Annotated in this window: 11 protein-coding genes; 7 read left to right on the forward strand and 4 right to left on the reverse strand. The window is 68.4% G+C overall.

Annotated elements, in window-relative coordinates; genetic code table 11:
* Positions 1–4 precede the first annotated feature (4 nt).
* Both QXK92_RS31885 and QXK92_RS31890 read left to right on the forward strand, forming a co-directional pair.
* Complete coding sequence (locus QXK92_RS31885; RefSeq protein WP_306248472.1) at positions 5–4528, forward strand: non-ribosomal peptide synthetase; 4524 nt, start codon at positions 5–7, stop codon at positions 4526–4528.
* Positions 4525–8040: an amino acid adenylation domain-containing protein gene (locus QXK92_RS31890; protein ID WP_306248474.1), complete on the forward strand. Its 3516-nt coding sequence runs from the start codon at positions 4525–4527 to the stop codon at positions 8038–8040. Before QXK92_RS31885 ends, QXK92_RS31890 begins: the two co-directional genes overlap by 4 nt.
* On the opposite strand, the gene QXK92_RS31895 is transcribed toward QXK92_RS31890, so the two are convergent.
* Positions 8037–9416 (reverse strand): SagB family peptide dehydrogenase, encoded by a 1380-nt coding sequence (locus QXK92_RS31895; protein ID WP_306248476.1) that lies wholly within the window; start codon positions 9414–9416, stop codon positions 8037–8039. The two genes, QXK92_RS31890 and QXK92_RS31895, sit on opposite strands and share 4 nt — an antisense overlap.
* A 189-nt stretch (positions 9417–9605) precedes the next feature.
* On the opposite strand from QXK92_RS31895, the gene QXK92_RS31900 reads away from it, so the two are divergent.
* Positions 9606–10106 (forward strand): hypothetical protein, encoded by a 501-nt coding sequence (locus QXK92_RS31900; RefSeq protein ID WP_306248478.1) that lies wholly within the window; start codon positions 9606–9608, stop codon positions 10104–10106.
* A 63-nt stretch (positions 10107–10169) separates the two neighbouring features.
* Here QXK92_RS31900 and QXK92_RS31905 read toward each other — a convergent pair whose 3' ends face one another.
* Positions 10170–10478: a type II toxin-antitoxin system VapB family antitoxin gene (locus QXK92_RS31905; protein WP_306248480.1), complete on the reverse strand. Its 309-nt coding sequence runs from the start codon at positions 10476–10478 to the stop codon at positions 10170–10172.
* Positions 10479–10647: 169 nt separating this feature from the next.
* Between QXK92_RS31905 and hrcA the strand changes: the two genes are divergently transcribed.
* The 4 genes from hrcA (at position 10648) to QXK92_RS31925 (ending at position 14217) form a co-directional block, all read left to right on the forward strand.
* On the forward strand, positions 10648–11679 hold the full coding sequence (gene hrcA, locus QXK92_RS31910) for a heat-inducible transcriptional repressor HrcA (RefSeq protein WP_306248483.1): 1032 nt from the start codon (positions 10648–10650) through the stop codon (positions 11677–11679).
* Positions 11680–11750: 71 nt separating this feature from the next.
* The gene (gene dnaJ / locus QXK92_RS31915; protein ID WP_306248484.1) at positions 11751–12902 is read left to right on the forward strand and encodes a molecular chaperone DnaJ; all 1152 of its coding nucleotides are present in this window, start codon (positions 11751–11753) and stop codon (positions 12900–12902) included.
* A 15-nt stretch (positions 12903–12917) separates the two neighbouring features.
* Positions 12918–13700 (forward strand): 16S rRNA (uracil(1498)-N(3))-methyltransferase, encoded by a 783-nt coding sequence (locus tag QXK92_RS31920; protein WP_306248486.1) that lies wholly within the window; start codon positions 12918–12920, stop codon positions 13698–13700.
* Positions 13693–14217 (forward strand): ester cyclase, encoded by a 525-nt coding sequence (locus QXK92_RS31925; RefSeq protein WP_306248488.1) that lies wholly within the window; start codon positions 13693–13695, stop codon positions 14215–14217. Before QXK92_RS31920 ends, QXK92_RS31925 begins: the two co-directional genes overlap by 8 nt.
* Here the strand turns inward: QXK92_RS31925 and QXK92_RS31930 are convergent.
* Both QXK92_RS31930 and QXK92_RS31935 read right to left on the reverse strand, forming a co-directional pair.
* A complete protein-coding gene (locus QXK92_RS31930; protein ID WP_306248490.1) occupies positions 14206–14844 on the reverse strand; it encodes a maleylpyruvate isomerase family mycothiol-dependent enzyme in 639 nt (212 codons plus the stop codon). The genes QXK92_RS31925 and QXK92_RS31930 overlap by 12 nt on opposite strands.
* The gene (locus QXK92_RS31935; protein WP_306248492.1) at positions 14834–15718 is read right to left on the reverse strand and encodes an alpha/beta hydrolase; all 885 of its coding nucleotides are present in this window, start codon (positions 15716–15718) and stop codon (positions 14834–14836) included. Before QXK92_RS31935 ends, QXK92_RS31930 begins: the two co-directional genes overlap by 11 nt.
* Positions 15719–15756: the final 38 nt, after the last annotated feature.

Raw genomic sequence — 15756 nt, forward strand, 5'->3', positions numbered from 1 at the left:
GACCGTGACGACGACCTCCCCGCCACAGATCGAGGATGTGCTGGCGCTCAGCCCATTACAGGAAGGGCTGTTCGCGCTGTCCCGGCTCGCCGAGGACCGCCTAGACATCTACACGATGCAGACCGTGGTCGACATCGACGGACCGCTGGATGTCGAGCTGTTGCGCCGCAGCGCGGCCGCGATGTTGGTGCGCCACCCCAACCTGCGCGCCGCGTTCTGGGACCGTGACGTGCCCAGGCCGGTTCAGATCGTGCCCACCCACGCGGAGCTGCCGTGGTCTGAACGCGTCGCCACGCCGGCGGAATTCGATGCGATAGCCCGTTCGGAGCGGCACCGATCTTTCGACCTGACTCGCGGCCCCGCCCTGCGCGTGCTGTTGCTCACGGTGCCCGGTGAGACCCGGCGGCGGATGATCGTCACCGCCCACCACATTCTGATGGACGGGTGGGCACTCGGTGTGTTCTTCACCGAGATGCTCGCGGTGTACCAGGCGGGAGGCCGTCCGGACGCCTTGCCCGCGGCGCGCCCGTACCGCGACTACATCGCCTGGCTCGCAACGCAAGACAGGGCGGCGGCCACCAGTGAGTGGACGACGTATCTGCGGGGGGTGTCCGGTCCGCTGATGCTGGCCGACAGCACCGTCGCCGCCGGCGTCCCGGAGAAGTCGGATCTGCGGCTGCCGGCACAGGACACCGCCGCGCTGCGGGACTGGGCCGGCCGCAACGGGCTGACTCTCAATACGGCGGTGTTGTTCGCCTGGGCCGTGGTGCTCAGCCGGCTCACCGACCGCCGGGACGTGGTCTTCGGCACCGTCGTCTCCGGCCGCCCCGAGCAGCTGTCCGGTGTCGAGACGATGGTCGGGATGTTCATCAACACCGTTCCGGTGGTGCACACCGTGGCCGCCACCGTCCCGGTCGTCGAGCAATGCGCACGGCTGCAACGTGATTCGTCGGTGCTGCGCGGGATCGGCTACCTGAGCCTGTCGGAACTGCAACGCGCCCACGGCCGGGGCAGCCTATTCGACACACTGTTCGTGTTCGAGAACGCGCCGCTGGAGGACGCCGTCCGCCCGGTCACCACCCCGGACGGCGCGCGCTTCGCCCCGGTCGCCGGCGAGAGCCTGACCCACTATCCGCTGACCGTGGTGTCACACCTGATCGAGGATGAGCTGATCGTGGTCGTGGAGGCGATACCGGACGCGCTGCCACACCTTTCGGGTGCACAGATCGGCGAGCGCCTGGCCGCGGTGCTGCGCCAACTGCCCGGCATCGGCGACCGAACCCCCGACGCACTGGACGTTCTGACCGTGGCCGAACGTGCCGGGTGGGAAGCCCACGCCGAGGTGGTTCGGCCACCGCAGGGCACGGTGTGGGAAGCGTTCGAGCGGCAGGCACGCGCCACCCCCGAGGCGGTCGCGTTGACCACCGGCGCGGGCGAAAGCTACAGCTACGCCGGACTGCACGCCGCGGCGGCGCGGCTCGCCGGAGAGCTGGGCGAGCGGGGGATAGGCCCGGAATCTGTTGTTGCGCTGGTGCTCTCGCGCTCCGCCCAGTCGATCGTGGCGGTCTTCGGGGTGCTGGGCGCCGGTGCCGCCTATCTGCCAGTGGATGTCACCCTGCCGGCCGCGCGGGTGGAATCCATGCTGCGGCAAGCGCACCCGGCGCTGGCGATCACCGACACCGGCAGTGTCGATCTGGTCGCTGCGCGACTACCGACCCTGATAATCGACGACCCGGCCGTGGCCGAACACATCTCGGGTCGCCGCGCTGTCGCTCCGGCGGCGCGACGCCGACCCGGGAACAGTGCCTACGTCATTTTCACCTCCGGCTCCACCGGGGAGCCGAAAGGTGTGATCGGTACCCATACCGCGCTGTTGAGCTACCACGCCGACCACCGCGACCGCGTCTACCGGCCGGCCATGCAGCGCCTGGGCCGCCCGATGCGCATCGCTCACGCCTGGTCGATGAGCTTCGACGCCTCGTGGCAGCCCATGGTGGGTCTGCTCGACGGACACGCGATCCACCTGTTCGACGCGGAGGAGATGCGCGACGCCGACCGGCTGGTCAAGGCGATGGCCGAATACCAGATCGACATGATCGACACCACTCCCTCGATGCTCGTGCAGTTGCGGGCGGCGGGACTGCCGGACCACCACCTTGCGGTGCTGGCATTGGGCGGCGAAGCGATCAACAGCGTGCTGTGGCAGCAACTGTGTTCGCTGCCGGCCGGCGCTGTGTACAACTGCTACGGGCCCACCGAGACGACCGTCGAGGCTGTGGTGGCCGCCGTGCGCGACTACCCCGCACCGACCATCGGCACGCCAAACGCCGGAACCCGTTGCTACGTCCTTGATTCGGCCCTGCGCCCCGTTCCGCACGGCGTGGTGGGCGAGCTCTATCTGTCCGGTAACCAGCTGGCCCGCGGCTACGCCGGCCAGCCGGCGATGACGGCCGCACGCTTCGTGGCCGATCCGTTCCGGCCCGGGCAGCGCATGTACCGGACCGGCGACCTGGTTCGCCGGCTGCCGCACGGCGGCCTCGCCTATCTGGGACGCGGCGACACCCAGGTCAAGATCCGCGGATACCGCGTGGAGATCGCGGAGATCGAGGGAGCGCTGCGCGCCCAGCCGGGCGTGCATGACGCGGCGGTGTCCGTGGTGCGGCGGGCTGGCGGCGCAACGCTGGTCGGTTTCGTTGTTTGGCAGGACATCACGGGACCGCCACCGGCCGCGCTGCGCGCCGCGCTCGCCGATCGGCTCCCCGCATACATGGTCCCCGCGCGGATCGTGGCGCTGCCCACGCTGCCGGTCAATGCCAACGGCAAGCTTGACGGTCATACCCTCGACGAGTTGGCGCGCGACGAGCTCGCTCCGGTATCCGGCGGCGCGGAAGCGCCATCCACCGAAAGCGAACGCGTGCTGTGCGAGCTGTTCGCCGAACAGTTCAACGGGGTGACACCGCACCTGGACGACGACTTCTTCGAACTGGGGCTGGACAGCATCGTCGCGATCGGCCTGGTGCACAAGGGTAGGCGGCGCGGGCTCCCGCTCAGCCCGCGAATGCTGTTCACCGCACCGACGATTCGTGAGCTTGCCGCCGTCGTCGATACCGCGGACGAGGCCGAAGCGGCGCCCGCCGACGCCGGCTACGGTGAAGTGCCGCCGCTGCCGATCGTGTCCTGGGTGAACGAGCACGGCAACTACCGGCGGTTCACCAACACGGTTCTGCTGCGGCTGCCGACCGGGGTCGACCACGCCGCGATAGAGCAGTTGCTGCAGCTCGTGCTCGATGGGCACGAATCGCTGCGGTCGATCCTGAGCGATACCCCCGACGGGCCCCGGCTTCTCACCCGGGAACCTGGTGTGGTCCGCGCCGCCGACCTGCTCTCCCGGGTGCCATTGTCCGCGACGACCGACGCGGCGGCAGTGGTGAGAACGTCGGCGCGCCGGGCGATCGAGGAGATCGACCCCCGCGCCGGCGAGATGATGCGCGCGGTGTGGTTCGACGGTGCCGATCGTCAGATGCTGCTGCTGACCATCCACCACCTGGTGGTGGACGTGGTGTCCTGGCACATTCTGCTCAGCGACATCACGGAGGGCTGGCGATCGGTGCGCGTCGGTGCCGCCCCGAAGGCGTTGCCGGAGTTCACGTCCTACCGCCGGTGGTCGGAGTTGATGTGGGAGCGGGCGGCGGCGCCCGAGGTGATCGCCCAGCGCGAGTACTGGAGTGCGCAGCTGCGCCAGCCCGATCCCGCCCTCGGTGAGCGCCACCCGGACCCGACCCGCGACACCTGGTCCACACTGCGCGTCACGACCGTGGTGGCACCGGTCGACGTCAGCGAGCGGCTAGTGATGACCCTCAACCGCGACGACCGGATGCGCGAAATCCTGTTGTGCGCCGTGACGGTTCTGCTGGCGAGCTGGCGACGCCTGCGGGCGCAGGATCCGAGGTCGGGAGCGCTCATCGCCCTGGACAGCCACGGACGCGCCGATGCCCTGCTGGACACCGACACCACGAACACCGTCGGGTGGTTCACCTCGGCATTCCCCGTACGACTCGGAGTGGGTGCGGCCGCGGTCGACATCGAGCGGCTCGAGGCCGATCCCCAATCGGCCCGGCTGTTGCTCGACTCGGTGACCGCCTCCGTTGCTGCCGTTCCGTATGACGGCCTGGACTACGGATTGCTTCGCTATGTCAACCGCGTCCCGGAACTGCAACACGCGCTGGAACCGCAGGTGTTGTTCAACTACCTGGGCCGCTTCGACCTCGGGGTGGTCACCGACGCACCGTGGACGCTGATCGACGGACACGAAATCGACGCGTTGCCAGTCGATCCCGAGCCCGACCTGCCGCTGCGTTTTGCCCTGAACATGAGTCTGCTGGTGCGCGGTAGCGCGGCCGGTCACGAGCTGGTCAACACCATCCTGTGGAGTGAGGCGCTGTTCGGACCGGCAGATATCGACAGTCTGATCCAACTGTGGCAGCGCACCCTGGCCGCGCTTGCTGCCGGACTGGAAGCCACGGCGTGACACAGGAAGGATCATCGACGGTGTTCGGCGACGAGTGGATCAGCAGGGACGAGATCAAGGCCACCATCGCGGCCCAACTCGGCTGCTCCGCCGACGAAGTCGCCGATGACGACGATCTCATCCAGCTGGGGCTGAACTCGATCCGCATGATGGCGATGGCCGGTGGCTGGCGCAAGCGCGGTGCCGCCGTGACCTTCGCCGAGTTGGCGGCGAACCCCACGGTCGGCGCGTGGCACGCCCTGCTCAGCGGCGAATCGGCAGGACCGATTATGCCGCCGGTAGCGGAAGAACCCACGCTCGACGACGAGGCGCCGTTCCCCCTGGCTCCCATGCAGCACGCGTACTGGATCGGCCGATCCGACGAACAGGAACTGGGCGGAGTCGCGGCCCATCTGTATGTCGAATTCGACGGCGGCGCCATCGATGCGGTGCGGCTCGAACGCGCCGTCGCCGACCTCGTCGCCACCCATCCCATGCTGCGCACCCGATTCCTCCCGGACGGAACGCAGCAGACGTTGCCCCGGCCGGGTCGCCCGGTGTTCACCGTGGTGGATCTGCGGGGTCAGGAGCCCTCGACCGTCGATGCGGTACTGGCGGAGATGCGGGATCGAAAAACCCATCAGCGGTTGGCAATTGACGATGGTCAGGTCATCGACGTCACGTTGACCCGCTACGATCCGGATCGCAGCCGGTTGCACCTGGACGTCGATATGCTGGCCGGCGACGCGATGAGTTATCGCGTGCTGATCTCCGAACTGGCCGGACTGTACCGGGGGGAAACGCCGTCGGCTCCCGGTTACAGCTATCAGCGCTACCGCATCGAGAACGAACAACGCCGAGTCAATGACGCGACGCGCGAACGGGACCGGCAGTGGTGGCAGCGGCGCCTGCCCGAGATGCCCGGAGCGCCCGAACTTCCCAACGCGCCGGCGGGCGACCGGGAAGCGCCGCACCGCACCGCGCGATACGACCACTGGCTGACGCCGGACGCCAAGAACCGGCTGATCTCCGGCGCACACACTCGCGGTGTCACCCCTGCCGTGGCCCTGGCGGCGGTTTTCGCCGACACCATCGGCGGGTGGTCGGCCCAGGACCGCTTCGTCCTCAACGTTCCGCTGTTTCACCGCGAACCCGTGCACCCCGACATCGACCGGGTGATCGGTGATTTCACGTCGTCGATCATGCTCGAGGTAGACGTCAGCGAGAACATGTCGGTCGCCGACCGGGCCCGGGCCGTACAGCGCACCATGTACGAAAGTGGTTCGCACGCTTCATACTCCGGCTTGGAGGTGCTGCGTGATCTGGGCCGCCGGCGGGGCGAACCGGTGTTGGCGCCGGTGGTCTTCACCAGCGCGCTCGATCTCGGCGAACTGTTCGGGGACACCGTCATCGAGACATTCGGCGACCCGGTGTGGATCATCTCGCAGGGCCCCCAGGTGTTGCTGGACGTCCAGATCACCGAACTGCGTGGCGGTTTGTTGATCAACTGGGACGTCCGGGAGTCCGCATTTCCGGCCGGCATGGTCGGCGCCATGTTCGCCAGGTTCATCGCAGCGGTCGGACGCCTGGCCGAGGGCGACGCAGGCTGGGAGGCCGAGGCCGCAGTGCGGCTACCCTGCGCGCAGGCCACGGTGCGGGCGGCCGTCAACGCCACTGACGGTCCGGTCACCGGACGGTGTTTGCACCAGGGCTTTTTCGAGTACGCCGACGCTCACCCGGACGACCCGGCCGTGGTGTGGGGGCTCGGCGAGGCGGCCGGCGCCTGGAGCTACGCGGAGTTGTCGCAGAGCTCGCGCGCGGTCGCCGGTGCGCTGCGCGCCTGCGGGGTGCAAGTCGGCGACGCCGTCGCGGTCCAGCTGCCCAAGGGGCGCGACCAGGTTCTGGCCGTGCTCGGCGTCCTGGCCGCCGGCGCGACCTATGTGCCGATCGGCTACGAGCAACCGGACGCGAGGCGCGCCAAGATTCTGCAGAGCGCCGATGTCGTCGCGGCGCTGAGTGTTCCGGGTGCCGACTTCGGTGCGGGCATTGCGTGTGTCGACATCGATGCCGCACGACATCATCAAGAACCGTTGCCCGACATCGTGGTACCGGACCCCGAGGCGATCGCCTATGTGCTGTTCACCTCGGGATCGACCGGCGTCCCCAAAGGAGTCGAGGTTGCGCACCGCGCCGCGATGAACACCATCGACGCCCTCAACGAGTGGTTTGACGTCGGCCCGGGGGATCGGGCGCTGGGTGTCTCGGCCCTGGAGTTCGATCTGTCCGTCTACGACATCTTCGGCATGTTCTCCGCCGGCGGGGCTGTCGCGGTAGTCGACTCCGGGCAGCCGGGAGCCGCCGATATATGGGTGGAAGTAATTCGCCGGCATCGGGTTTCGATCCTCAACTGCGTTCCCGGCATCCTGGACATGATCCTGGAGGCCGGCGGAAGCGGCCTCGGCGACTCGCTGCGGGCGGTGCTGCTCGGGGGAGACTGGGTAGGAGCCGAGCTGGCCCGCCGGTTGCGGAAGCTGGCTCCGGGCTGCCGGTTCGCCGGCCTCGGAGGGGCAACGGAGACGGCGATCCACAGCACCATCTGCGAGGTGCCGGGTGAACCGCCGGCTCACTGGTCCACGGTGCCGTTCGGTGTTCCGCTGCGCAACGTCCGCTGCCGGGTGGTCTCACCCTCCGGCCGCGACTGCCTGGACTGGGTCCCGGGTGAACTCTGGGTGGGCGGTGCGAACGTCGCGGCAGGCTATCGCCACGATCCGCGACGCACCGCGGAACGGTTCGTCGAGCACGACGGTATCCGCTGGTACAGGACGGGTGACCTGGCGCGGTACTGGCCCGACGGAACCGTCGAGTTTCTCGGGCGCGCCGACCATCAGGTGCAGATCCGCGGCTACCGTGTCGAACTCGGCGAGGTGGAGAACGCGCTGCGTGGCGTCCCGGGCGTTCGCCATGCCGTGGCAGCTCTCGTCGGCGCCAACGCACCCATGCTGGTCGCGGCCGTCGCAGGAGGCGCGGAGGGTGAGATCGATGGGGATGTCGCCGGCGCGGTCGCAGAGTTGTTGCCGAGCTACATGATTCCGGCCCGCATCGAAGTCCTCGAGCGGATTCCGCTGACGGCCAACGGCAAACTGGACCGTCGCGCCGTCGTCGCGCTCCTGCAGCCGCAACCCACCGAACGTGACACTGCCCCGCGCACCGACCTGGAGGCCGCGCTGAGCGAGATCCTTGCCGAGGTACTGGGCCTGGACGGTCCGAAATCGGTTGGGGTGCAAGATGACTTCTTCGCACTGGGGGGCGATTCGGTGCTGGCGACCGCCGTCATCGCCCGCGTACGAGAGTGGCTGGACGTCGATCACGCGGTGGTGACCGACCTGTTCGCCACCCGCACCGTCGCAGGATTCGCCGCCCGGCTGGACAGCCGCGAAGCCGCCCGTGGCACGCCGCAACGACTGGCCCTCATCGCCCGCCACTACCTCGACATCGCGGCGCTCACCGACGAGGAGGTCTTGGCGCAGGACTAGGGAATTCGGGAGCCGACGATGATGCTGCCGACACTGCACTCCTGACGCTCGTCGACTCCGGTGGCTGCGGTGAAAGCCGCGGTGTCGGAGAACCCCTGCGCGCATACCCCGAGCCCCATGGCGGTCGCCGCCAGATAGATCGTCTGCATCAGCACGCCGACGTTCTTGAGGATGGTGGCGTAGGCGATCTGCTCGTAGGTCCACATCAGCCGGCCGCCGCGGGCCGCGATGACCAGCAGCACCTGCGGTTCCGCGCCACCGGACAGCGTCGCCGCCGCCGGCCTGATCAGCTGGGAAGTGGCCGGCGCATCAGCCGCAGCGACCCGGTGCAGCGCGTGGTCGAACGAATCATAGTGATACACACCAGGTTCCAGTCCGGCGACACTGCGCACCACCGGATAGACCTCGAGTTCATAGAGCCCCCCGCCGGAGGGATACGGCCGGGACAACAATTCTTCGCCCGCGTCCACCGCCTGGGTCGCGCGCGTCCGTGCGGTGCGATAGAGCAGCTCGCCCAGCTGCGCGGCGGTGATCGGTCGCTCGTCGTCGAAACTCCTTGTGGTGACCCGGTCTTCGATCACCGCTGCCAGCGGTGGGTCCTGCGAGCGTCGGGCGGCAAGGTCGGGAACCGGCAGTGCGACCGGTTCGCCCGGATAGGCCCGTCGGCGCCCCGGCGGTTGCGCGAACCGCCCTTTCGCCCATTTCGTCGGGCCGAAGTCGTCCCAGGTGAGCGTGCGCTGCCCCAGCGTGCTGCGACGGTGAAACCACAAATCCGGTGCGGCCCAGCTCAGCGCCTCGAAAGAGGAGGTCTCCTCCTCAGGGCCTACCAGCACGCCGGCCCAGCGCAGGTCGTCGACGAACTGTGCGGCGACCGTCGCCGGCAGATCGGGACAATCCGAGGCGCGCCCGCCGAGCAGCGGGAGCAATCGCGGCTGGTGGATGCGAACATCACACCAGCCCAGCGGGTTCTCCAGCACCAAGCCGTCCGAATCACTGTGCAGCACCGAAAATTTGGACATGACCGAGCCATCCGGCATCGGAGCCGGCCGCGCCGGAGGCTGGCCGAACGGAACTATCGAGTAGAGATCCGTCCCCTCGTCGCACACCGTGACGGTCAGGTAGCCGCGGGTGGCGAGGTGGTCGATCAGCGCTTCGATGCCGCGGGTGTCGGCCGGCGCCGCGCCCTCGGCGAGCTCGGTCACCGACCCCGGTCCGGCGTTCAGGTATTTCAGCGCCTTCGTCTGCTGGGGGGTCAACCGTGCCAGCTTTTCGCTGTGCGGGGGCTTGAGCAGTACCGCTCCGGCACCGGTCGTCAGACACGTGACGCCGGACCGAAACGCGAATCTGGTGTGCCCCGGGTACCTGCTGGCGAACATTCGGCCCCTCGGATTCATAGCTTGCGCACAGCCACGTCACAGCCGGTGCAATCGGGCCCGCGGCAGCGTGGACGTAACATAAACAAGCTACCAAACGAAACATCAGTCACAAGATGCGCAAATACACCACACGCGGGCGGTTCGGCACAGCGAGGTCGCACGCTCCGCGCGAATTCGAGGGGGATCCGCATGACCATCAAGTCACTGGCAGTCGGTGCCGCAGCCGTAGCTGCAATCGGCGCCGCAGCCGCCGGGGTGACGTCGATCACCAGCCCCGCCGCATACCAGGTGCAGCCCGTCGTTTTCGGTGCGCCGCTGCCGCAGGACCCGGCACCGGCGCCGGCCGGCCTGCCCACCTCGGCGCAGCTGACCGGCATCCTCACCAGCCTTGCCGACCCCAACGTGCCGTTCGCGAACAAGAGTGATCTGGTCGAGGGCGGTATCGGCGGCACCGAGGCGCACATTGCCGACCACGAGCTGAAGAAGGCCGCGAAGAACGGCGACCTGCCGTTGTCGTTCAGCGTGGCGAACATCCAGCCGGCCGCCCCCAACTCGGCCACGGCCGACGTGGCCGTCTCGGGTCCGAAGCTGTCGCCGCCAATCACCCAGAGCGTGACGTTTGTCAACCAGGGCAGCTGGGTGCTGTCGCGCAGTTCCGCGATGGAGCTGTTGCAGGCCGCCTCGCGCTGACCCGCGACCAGACGCACAAGCCCCCTTTTCCAGCCCGAAAAGGGGGCTTTTGCGTCTGCTGGGCTAGTTCGGCGCGCCCATATCCATGTCGTAAACCCGGGCGTGCAGCACCACCCGGTTGCGCAGTGCCGCACGCACCGCGCGGTGCAGGCCGTCCTCCAGGTAGACGATGCCGCGCCACTTCACCGCATGCGGGAAAAGGTCCCCGTAGAAAGTGGAGTCCTCCGACAACAGGCGGTCCAGCGCCAGCACGGTCGTGGTGGTGACGAGTTCGTCGAGGCGGATCTGCTGCGGTGGAATCTGTGACCAGTCTTTATAGGACAGACCGTGTTCGGGATACGGCTTGCCGTCGCGCACTCCCTTGAAAATCATCGCTAGTCGCTTTCGCCTGGGTTACGCGTGCTTCTCGACCGGACCACCTGGAAAGGCTATCTGCCGCACCGAACAGGTGCGGCGTCAGCCACGGATCAGCCTTTGGCAGGTCAGATCCGGTTGAGACCGTAAAATGAACGCGGCCGGCTAGAGATGGGGGTGATGGGCAATGGGTAGCGCTGATGAGCGTCGCTTTCAGGTTCTGCACGCCATCGTCGCCGACTTCGTCGCCACGCACGAACCGATCGGATCGAAGTCGCTGGTGGAGCGCCACAACCTGGGCGTATCCAGCGCAACCATCCGCAATGACATGGCGGTACTCGAGGCAGAGGGTTACATCACCCAGCCGCACACCAGCTCCGGGCGGGTCCCCACGGAGAAGGGCTACCGCGAGTTCGTCGACCGCCTCCACGACGTCAAACCGCTGTCGTCGGCAGAGCGGCGTGCGATTCAGGGCTTCCTCGAGTCCGGTGTCGACCTCGACGACGTGCTGCGACGCGCGGTGCGCCTGCTGGCCCAGTTGACTCGCCAGGTGGCCGTGGTGCAGTACCCGACGCTGTCCACCTCGACCGTCCGGCACCTGGAAGTGATCGCGCTGACCCCGGCCCGCCTGCTGATGGTGGTCATCACCGACTCCGGACGGGTGGATCAGCGCATCGTCGAGCTCGGCGATGTCATCGAAGACCACCAGCTCTCCCAACTTCGGGAGATGCTCGGTCAGGCGCTGGTCGGCAAGCGGCTGTCCGCGGCTTCGGTCGCGGTCGCCGACCTCGCCGGCCGGCTGCACGCCGGCGACGGCCTGGGCGATGCCGTCGGTCGCTCCGCGACGGTGTTGCTCGAATCGTTGGTGGAACACACCGAAGAACGCCTGCTGCTGGGCGGTACCGCCAATCTGACCCGCAATGCCGCCGATTTCGGCGGGTCGCTGCGTTCCATCCTGGAGGCGCTGGAAGAACAGGTGGTGGTGCTGCGGCTGCTGGCAGCCCAGCAGGAGGCCGGCAAGGTCACGGTGCGCATCGGGCATGAGACCGAGGCCGAGCAAATGGCCGGCACCTCGATGGTGTCCACCGCATACGGCACCCATGACACTGTCTACGGCGGCATGGGTGTGTTGGGGCCTACCCGGATGGACTATCCGGGAACTATGGCCAGTGTTGCCGCGGTTGCTATGTATATCGGCGAAGTGCTGGGTGCTCGATGAGCGCGTACCCGGGACAAAAATTTTGGATGGCCGCCTGACTGGCGGTCACAACCAGCCTAGAAAGGCGAATCGTGGCACGCGATTACTACGGGCTACTCGGCGTCAGCAAGGGCGCCAACGACGCGGAGATCAAACGCGCCTACCGCAAGCTCGCGCGCGAACTGCACCCTGACGTCAATCCCGACGAGGAGGCGCAGGCGCGATTCAAAGACATCAGTGTCGCCTACGAGGTGCTCAGCGATCCGGAGAAGCGCCGCATCGTCGACCTGGGCGGCGACCCGATGGAGAACGCCGCTGCCGGCGGGGGCGGGTTCGGCGGCTTCGGCGGTCTCGGTGACGTCTTCGAGGCGTTCTTCGGCGGTGGCGCGGGGTTCGGCGGCGGTGGGGGCCGCGGTCCGATCGGCCGGGTGCGGCCGGGTTCGGACTCGCTGCTGCGGATGCGGCTCGACCTCGAGGAGTGCGCGACCGGGGTCACCAAGCAGGTCACCGTCGACACCGCGGTGTTGTGCGACCGATGCCAGGGCAAGGGCACCAACGGCGATTCCGCGCCCGTTCCCTGCGACACCTGTGCCGGTCGCGGCGAGGTGCAGACCGTGCAGCGTTCGCTGTTGGGTCAGATGCTGACGTCGCGGCCGTGCCCCACGTGCCGCGGGGTGGGGGTGGTGATTCCCGACCCGTGCTACCAGTGCATGGGCGACGGCAGGGTGCGTGCCCGCCGCGACATCACCGTCAAGATCCCGGCCGGCGTCGCCGAGGGGATGCGGGTCCGGCTCGCCGCCCAGGGTGAAGTCGGTCCCGGCGGTGGACCGGCCGGCGACCTCTACGTCGAGGTGCACGAGCAGGCCCACGACATCTTCGCCCGGGAGGGCGACAATCTGCACTGCACCGTGTCGGTGCCGATGGTCGACGCGGCGCTGGGTGTGAGCGTCAGCCTGGACGCCATCCTGGACGGCACCAGCGAGATCGTCATCCCCCCGGGCACGCAGCCGGGCGCGGTGATCACCCTGCGCGGCCGCGGGATGCCGCAACTGCGGTCCAGTACCCGCGGCGACCTGCACGTGCACGTCGAGGTGGTGGTTCCCACCCGGCTCGACCACCACGACACCGAACTGCTGCGCGAGCTCAAGAACCGCCGCAACCGCGACGTCGCCGAGGTGCGCTCGTCACACGCCAACAACGGTGGGCTCTTCAGCCGACTGCGCGAAACCTTCACCGGCCGCTGACCTTCCGGGGCTCCCATGGTGGCCACGCTGTTCTACGTGGATGCGCTGCCGGAGGTCGGCGCGCTGGCCGTGGTGGACGGCGACGAAGGTTTTCACGCGGCCACCGTGCGCCGGATCCGGCCCGGCGAGGAGCTGGTACTCGGTGACGGCGCCGGCGCGGTGGCCCGCTGTGTGGTGGAAGACGCTGGGCGCGAGGGACTTCGGGCCCGCGTGCACGCGCGCTGGACGCTGCAGCGCAACGCGCCGCCGGTGACCGTCGTGCAGGCGCTGCCGAAATCCGAGCGCTCCGAGCTGGCCGTCGAGCTGGCCACCGAAGCCGGTGCCGATGCCTTCGTGGCCTGGCGCGCGGCGCGCTGCGTCGCGAATTGGGAAGGCGCGCGGGTGCAGAAGGGCCTGCGCCGGTGGGCGGCAGTGGCACGCTCGGCGGCGCGGCAGTCCCGCCGGGCGCACATCCCGCCGGTCGAGGGAGTGCTGTCCACCAAAGGGCTGATCGTGCGCGTCGAGGCCGAGGTCGCTGCTGGCGGCACGGTGTTGGCGCTGCATGAGTCGGCAACCCACAGGATCGCCGATGTGGCGGTGGCGCAAGCGAACTCGCTGATGTTGCTGGTCGGCCCGGAGGGCGGCATCGCGCCGGAGGAAATCGCCGCGCTGACCGGCGCTGGCGCGGTGACGGTGCGGTTGGGCCCCACCGTGCTGCGCACCTCGACCGCGGCCGCGGTGGCCTTGGGCGCATTGGGCGTGCTGACAACGCGCTGGGACGCACCACCACTCGATGGCGAAAGGAACGGTCATGAGTAGCGCCGCACCCGATTTGAGCGTGGTCTTCGACGAGCACGTCGCCAGTGAGTTCGTCACCAGGGACGTGCAGGCGACCATGGCCACCATGACGGCCGACCCGTTCGTCAACCACGTTCCCACCATGATGGGTGGCGTCGGCGCCGCCGCGGTGGCCGACTTCTACAGCCGGTACTTCATCGGGCACTGGCCCGAGGACACCACCATCACGCCGGTCTCCCGTACCGTCGGCGAAGATCGCGTGGTCGAAGAGATGGTCATCTCGTTCACCCATGACATCCCGATGCCGACGTTCCTGCCGGGGGTGCCGCCGACCGGTCGCCCGGTGCTGCTCCCGCTGGTCGTGGTGATGGGCTTCGAGGGACCGCGCGTGGCATACGAGCGGATCTACTGGGATCAAGCCTCGCTGCTGGTGCAGGTCGGCGTGCTGGATCCGGCGTCGCTGCCGGTCACCGGAGCCGCCCAGGCGCACAAGGTGCTCGACAAAGATCTGCCGTCGAATACGCTGCTAGCCCGCTGACACGCGTTCGCTCAATGCGTCGACGCCGTCGCCGCTCAGCCGGTCCAGTGCCCACGGCCGCCCGGCAAGTGTCGACGCCAAATGCGCGGCGGTGCCGCTGACGGTCCGTGTGCCCTCGCCGTGGGTCCAATCCGCATCGGCCGCTCGCAGCCTCAGACCCCGGGCCCGTGCGGCCGCCGGTACAAACGGATTGGGCACCCGCACCTGAGTGTCGAGCACGGCAACCAGCGTCGGGAGCGGAATGCCTGGTTGCCTGCCCAGCGCGAGAACGATATCGAGTTCGTGGATGACGTGGTCTCCCAACAACAGTCGTCGGGGAAACACCCGCCCGACACCGCGCGGCCGGTGGATCAAGGCCAGGTACTCGTCGATCAATTCGGCAGGACTGCGCCGCTGCGCCAGGCCGGCGGCCAGCGCGGCGTTGGCGCTGTCGAAAGATCCTCGGTGGCCTGCCATTCCGACAGCGAGTTCCCGCAACGACGCCCGGTAGCCGACGACCAGGTGTGCCAGCACCTCATGGTTGCTCCATTCGGTGCACAGGCTCGGCAGCGGCCATTCTGCGTCAGACAGGCTGCGGGCGACACCGACAAACCGAATATCGTTGCGGACCAACATGTCACGCGACACAGAGGTGCTCCTGCAGAAACGCCGTCTGGTCGGTGAGAAGCCGGCTGAGCAGCGGTGGATGGTAGATCTGGAAATGGTCGCCGTCGTAGTGTCTTGCGATGCCACGCGGCGCCCGCCGGGCCACCTCCTCGGCATGACGCGGATCCATCAACGTCTCCCGCTGGGAGACGCACACCAACAGCGGCGCCCCGATGCGGCGCGCCCCACGCTTGGCGCTGGTGACGGCGATTCCGACGACGCAGGACGCCGCGATGCGGTTGTCGAACGATCCGCCGGGATCGACGGTGGAGTTCCAGCCGTCCTCGGCTCCGGCAACGGTGACGGCGGCGATGCTGCCTGGTGGGCCGACGATCGGGACATACCGGCGGCGGCGTCCCAGCGCGCCCCGCGCGGCGTCTGCCACGACCGCCGGACCGATTCGCAGCGTCGACGCGAGGCCCAGCCGTCGTAGCGTCGCCGGTCCGTCGACGATCGGGCACTGCACCACCACGGCGGCGATGTCGTCGCGTTCGGCGGCTACCCGCAGGACGTGCATCGCTCCCAAACTCGTACCCCACAGCGCAACCCGGTCCGCATCAATGTCAGGCAGCGCCCGGACGAACTCGATCGCAGAGATGAGGTCCTCGCGGTGACGGCGCAGACTGAGCCTTTGTCGCGGAGTGCCGTCCGAGGCTCCCAGGCAGCGGTAGTCGAAGGCCAGGGTGGCCAGCCCCGCGTCGGCGAAATGCCGCTCGTAGCGGGATAGCGCCATGGTGTGGTTGGCGCCCAGTCCGTGTGCCAGGACGACCGCTGGGTGCGGACCAGCACCGGGCGGGCGGGTGAGCCATGCGGCGCAACGGGTGCCATGGGACTGGAACTCGGTGGTGAGGCGCATCATTCCTCCATTACGTACGATGTACGTGTTGTATCTTA

Origin of the sequence: Mycobacterium sp. TY815, from assembly GCF_030755135.1 — a bacterium.
In the GTDB taxonomy this organism is placed as follows: Bacteria; Actinomycetota; Actinomycetes; order Mycobacteriales; family Mycobacteriaceae; genus Mycobacterium.

What these genes read in the sequence shown, in the direction of transcription:
- hrcA (WP_306248483.1), top strand. Translation starts at nt 10,648, where the DNA reads ATGGGTAGCGCTGATGAGCGTCGCTTTCAGGTTCTGCACGCCATCGTC.
- QXK92_RS31905 (WP_306248480.1), bottom strand. Translation starts at nt 10,478, where the DNA reads ATGATTTTCAAGGGAGTGCGCGACGGCAAGCCGTATCCCGAACACGGT.
- QXK92_RS31895 (WP_306248476.1), bottom strand. Translation starts at nt 9,416, where the DNA reads ATGTTCGCCAGCAGGTACCCGGGGCACACCAGATTCGCGTTTCGGTCC.
- QXK92_RS31925 (WP_306248488.1), top strand. Translation starts at nt 13,693, where the DNA reads ATGAGTAGCGCCGCACCCGATTTGAGCGTGGTCTTCGACGAGCACGTC.
- QXK92_RS31935 (WP_306248492.1), bottom strand. Translation starts at nt 15,718, where the DNA reads ATGCGCCTCACCACCGAGTTCCAGTCCCATGGCACCCGTTGCGCCGCA.
- QXK92_RS31900 (WP_306248478.1), top strand. Translation starts at nt 9,606, where the DNA reads ATGACCATCAAGTCACTGGCAGTCGGTGCCGCAGCCGTAGCTGCAATC.
- QXK92_RS31920 (WP_306248486.1), top strand. Translation starts at nt 12,918, where the DNA reads ATGGTGGCCACGCTGTTCTACGTGGATGCGCTGCCGGAGGTCGGCGCG.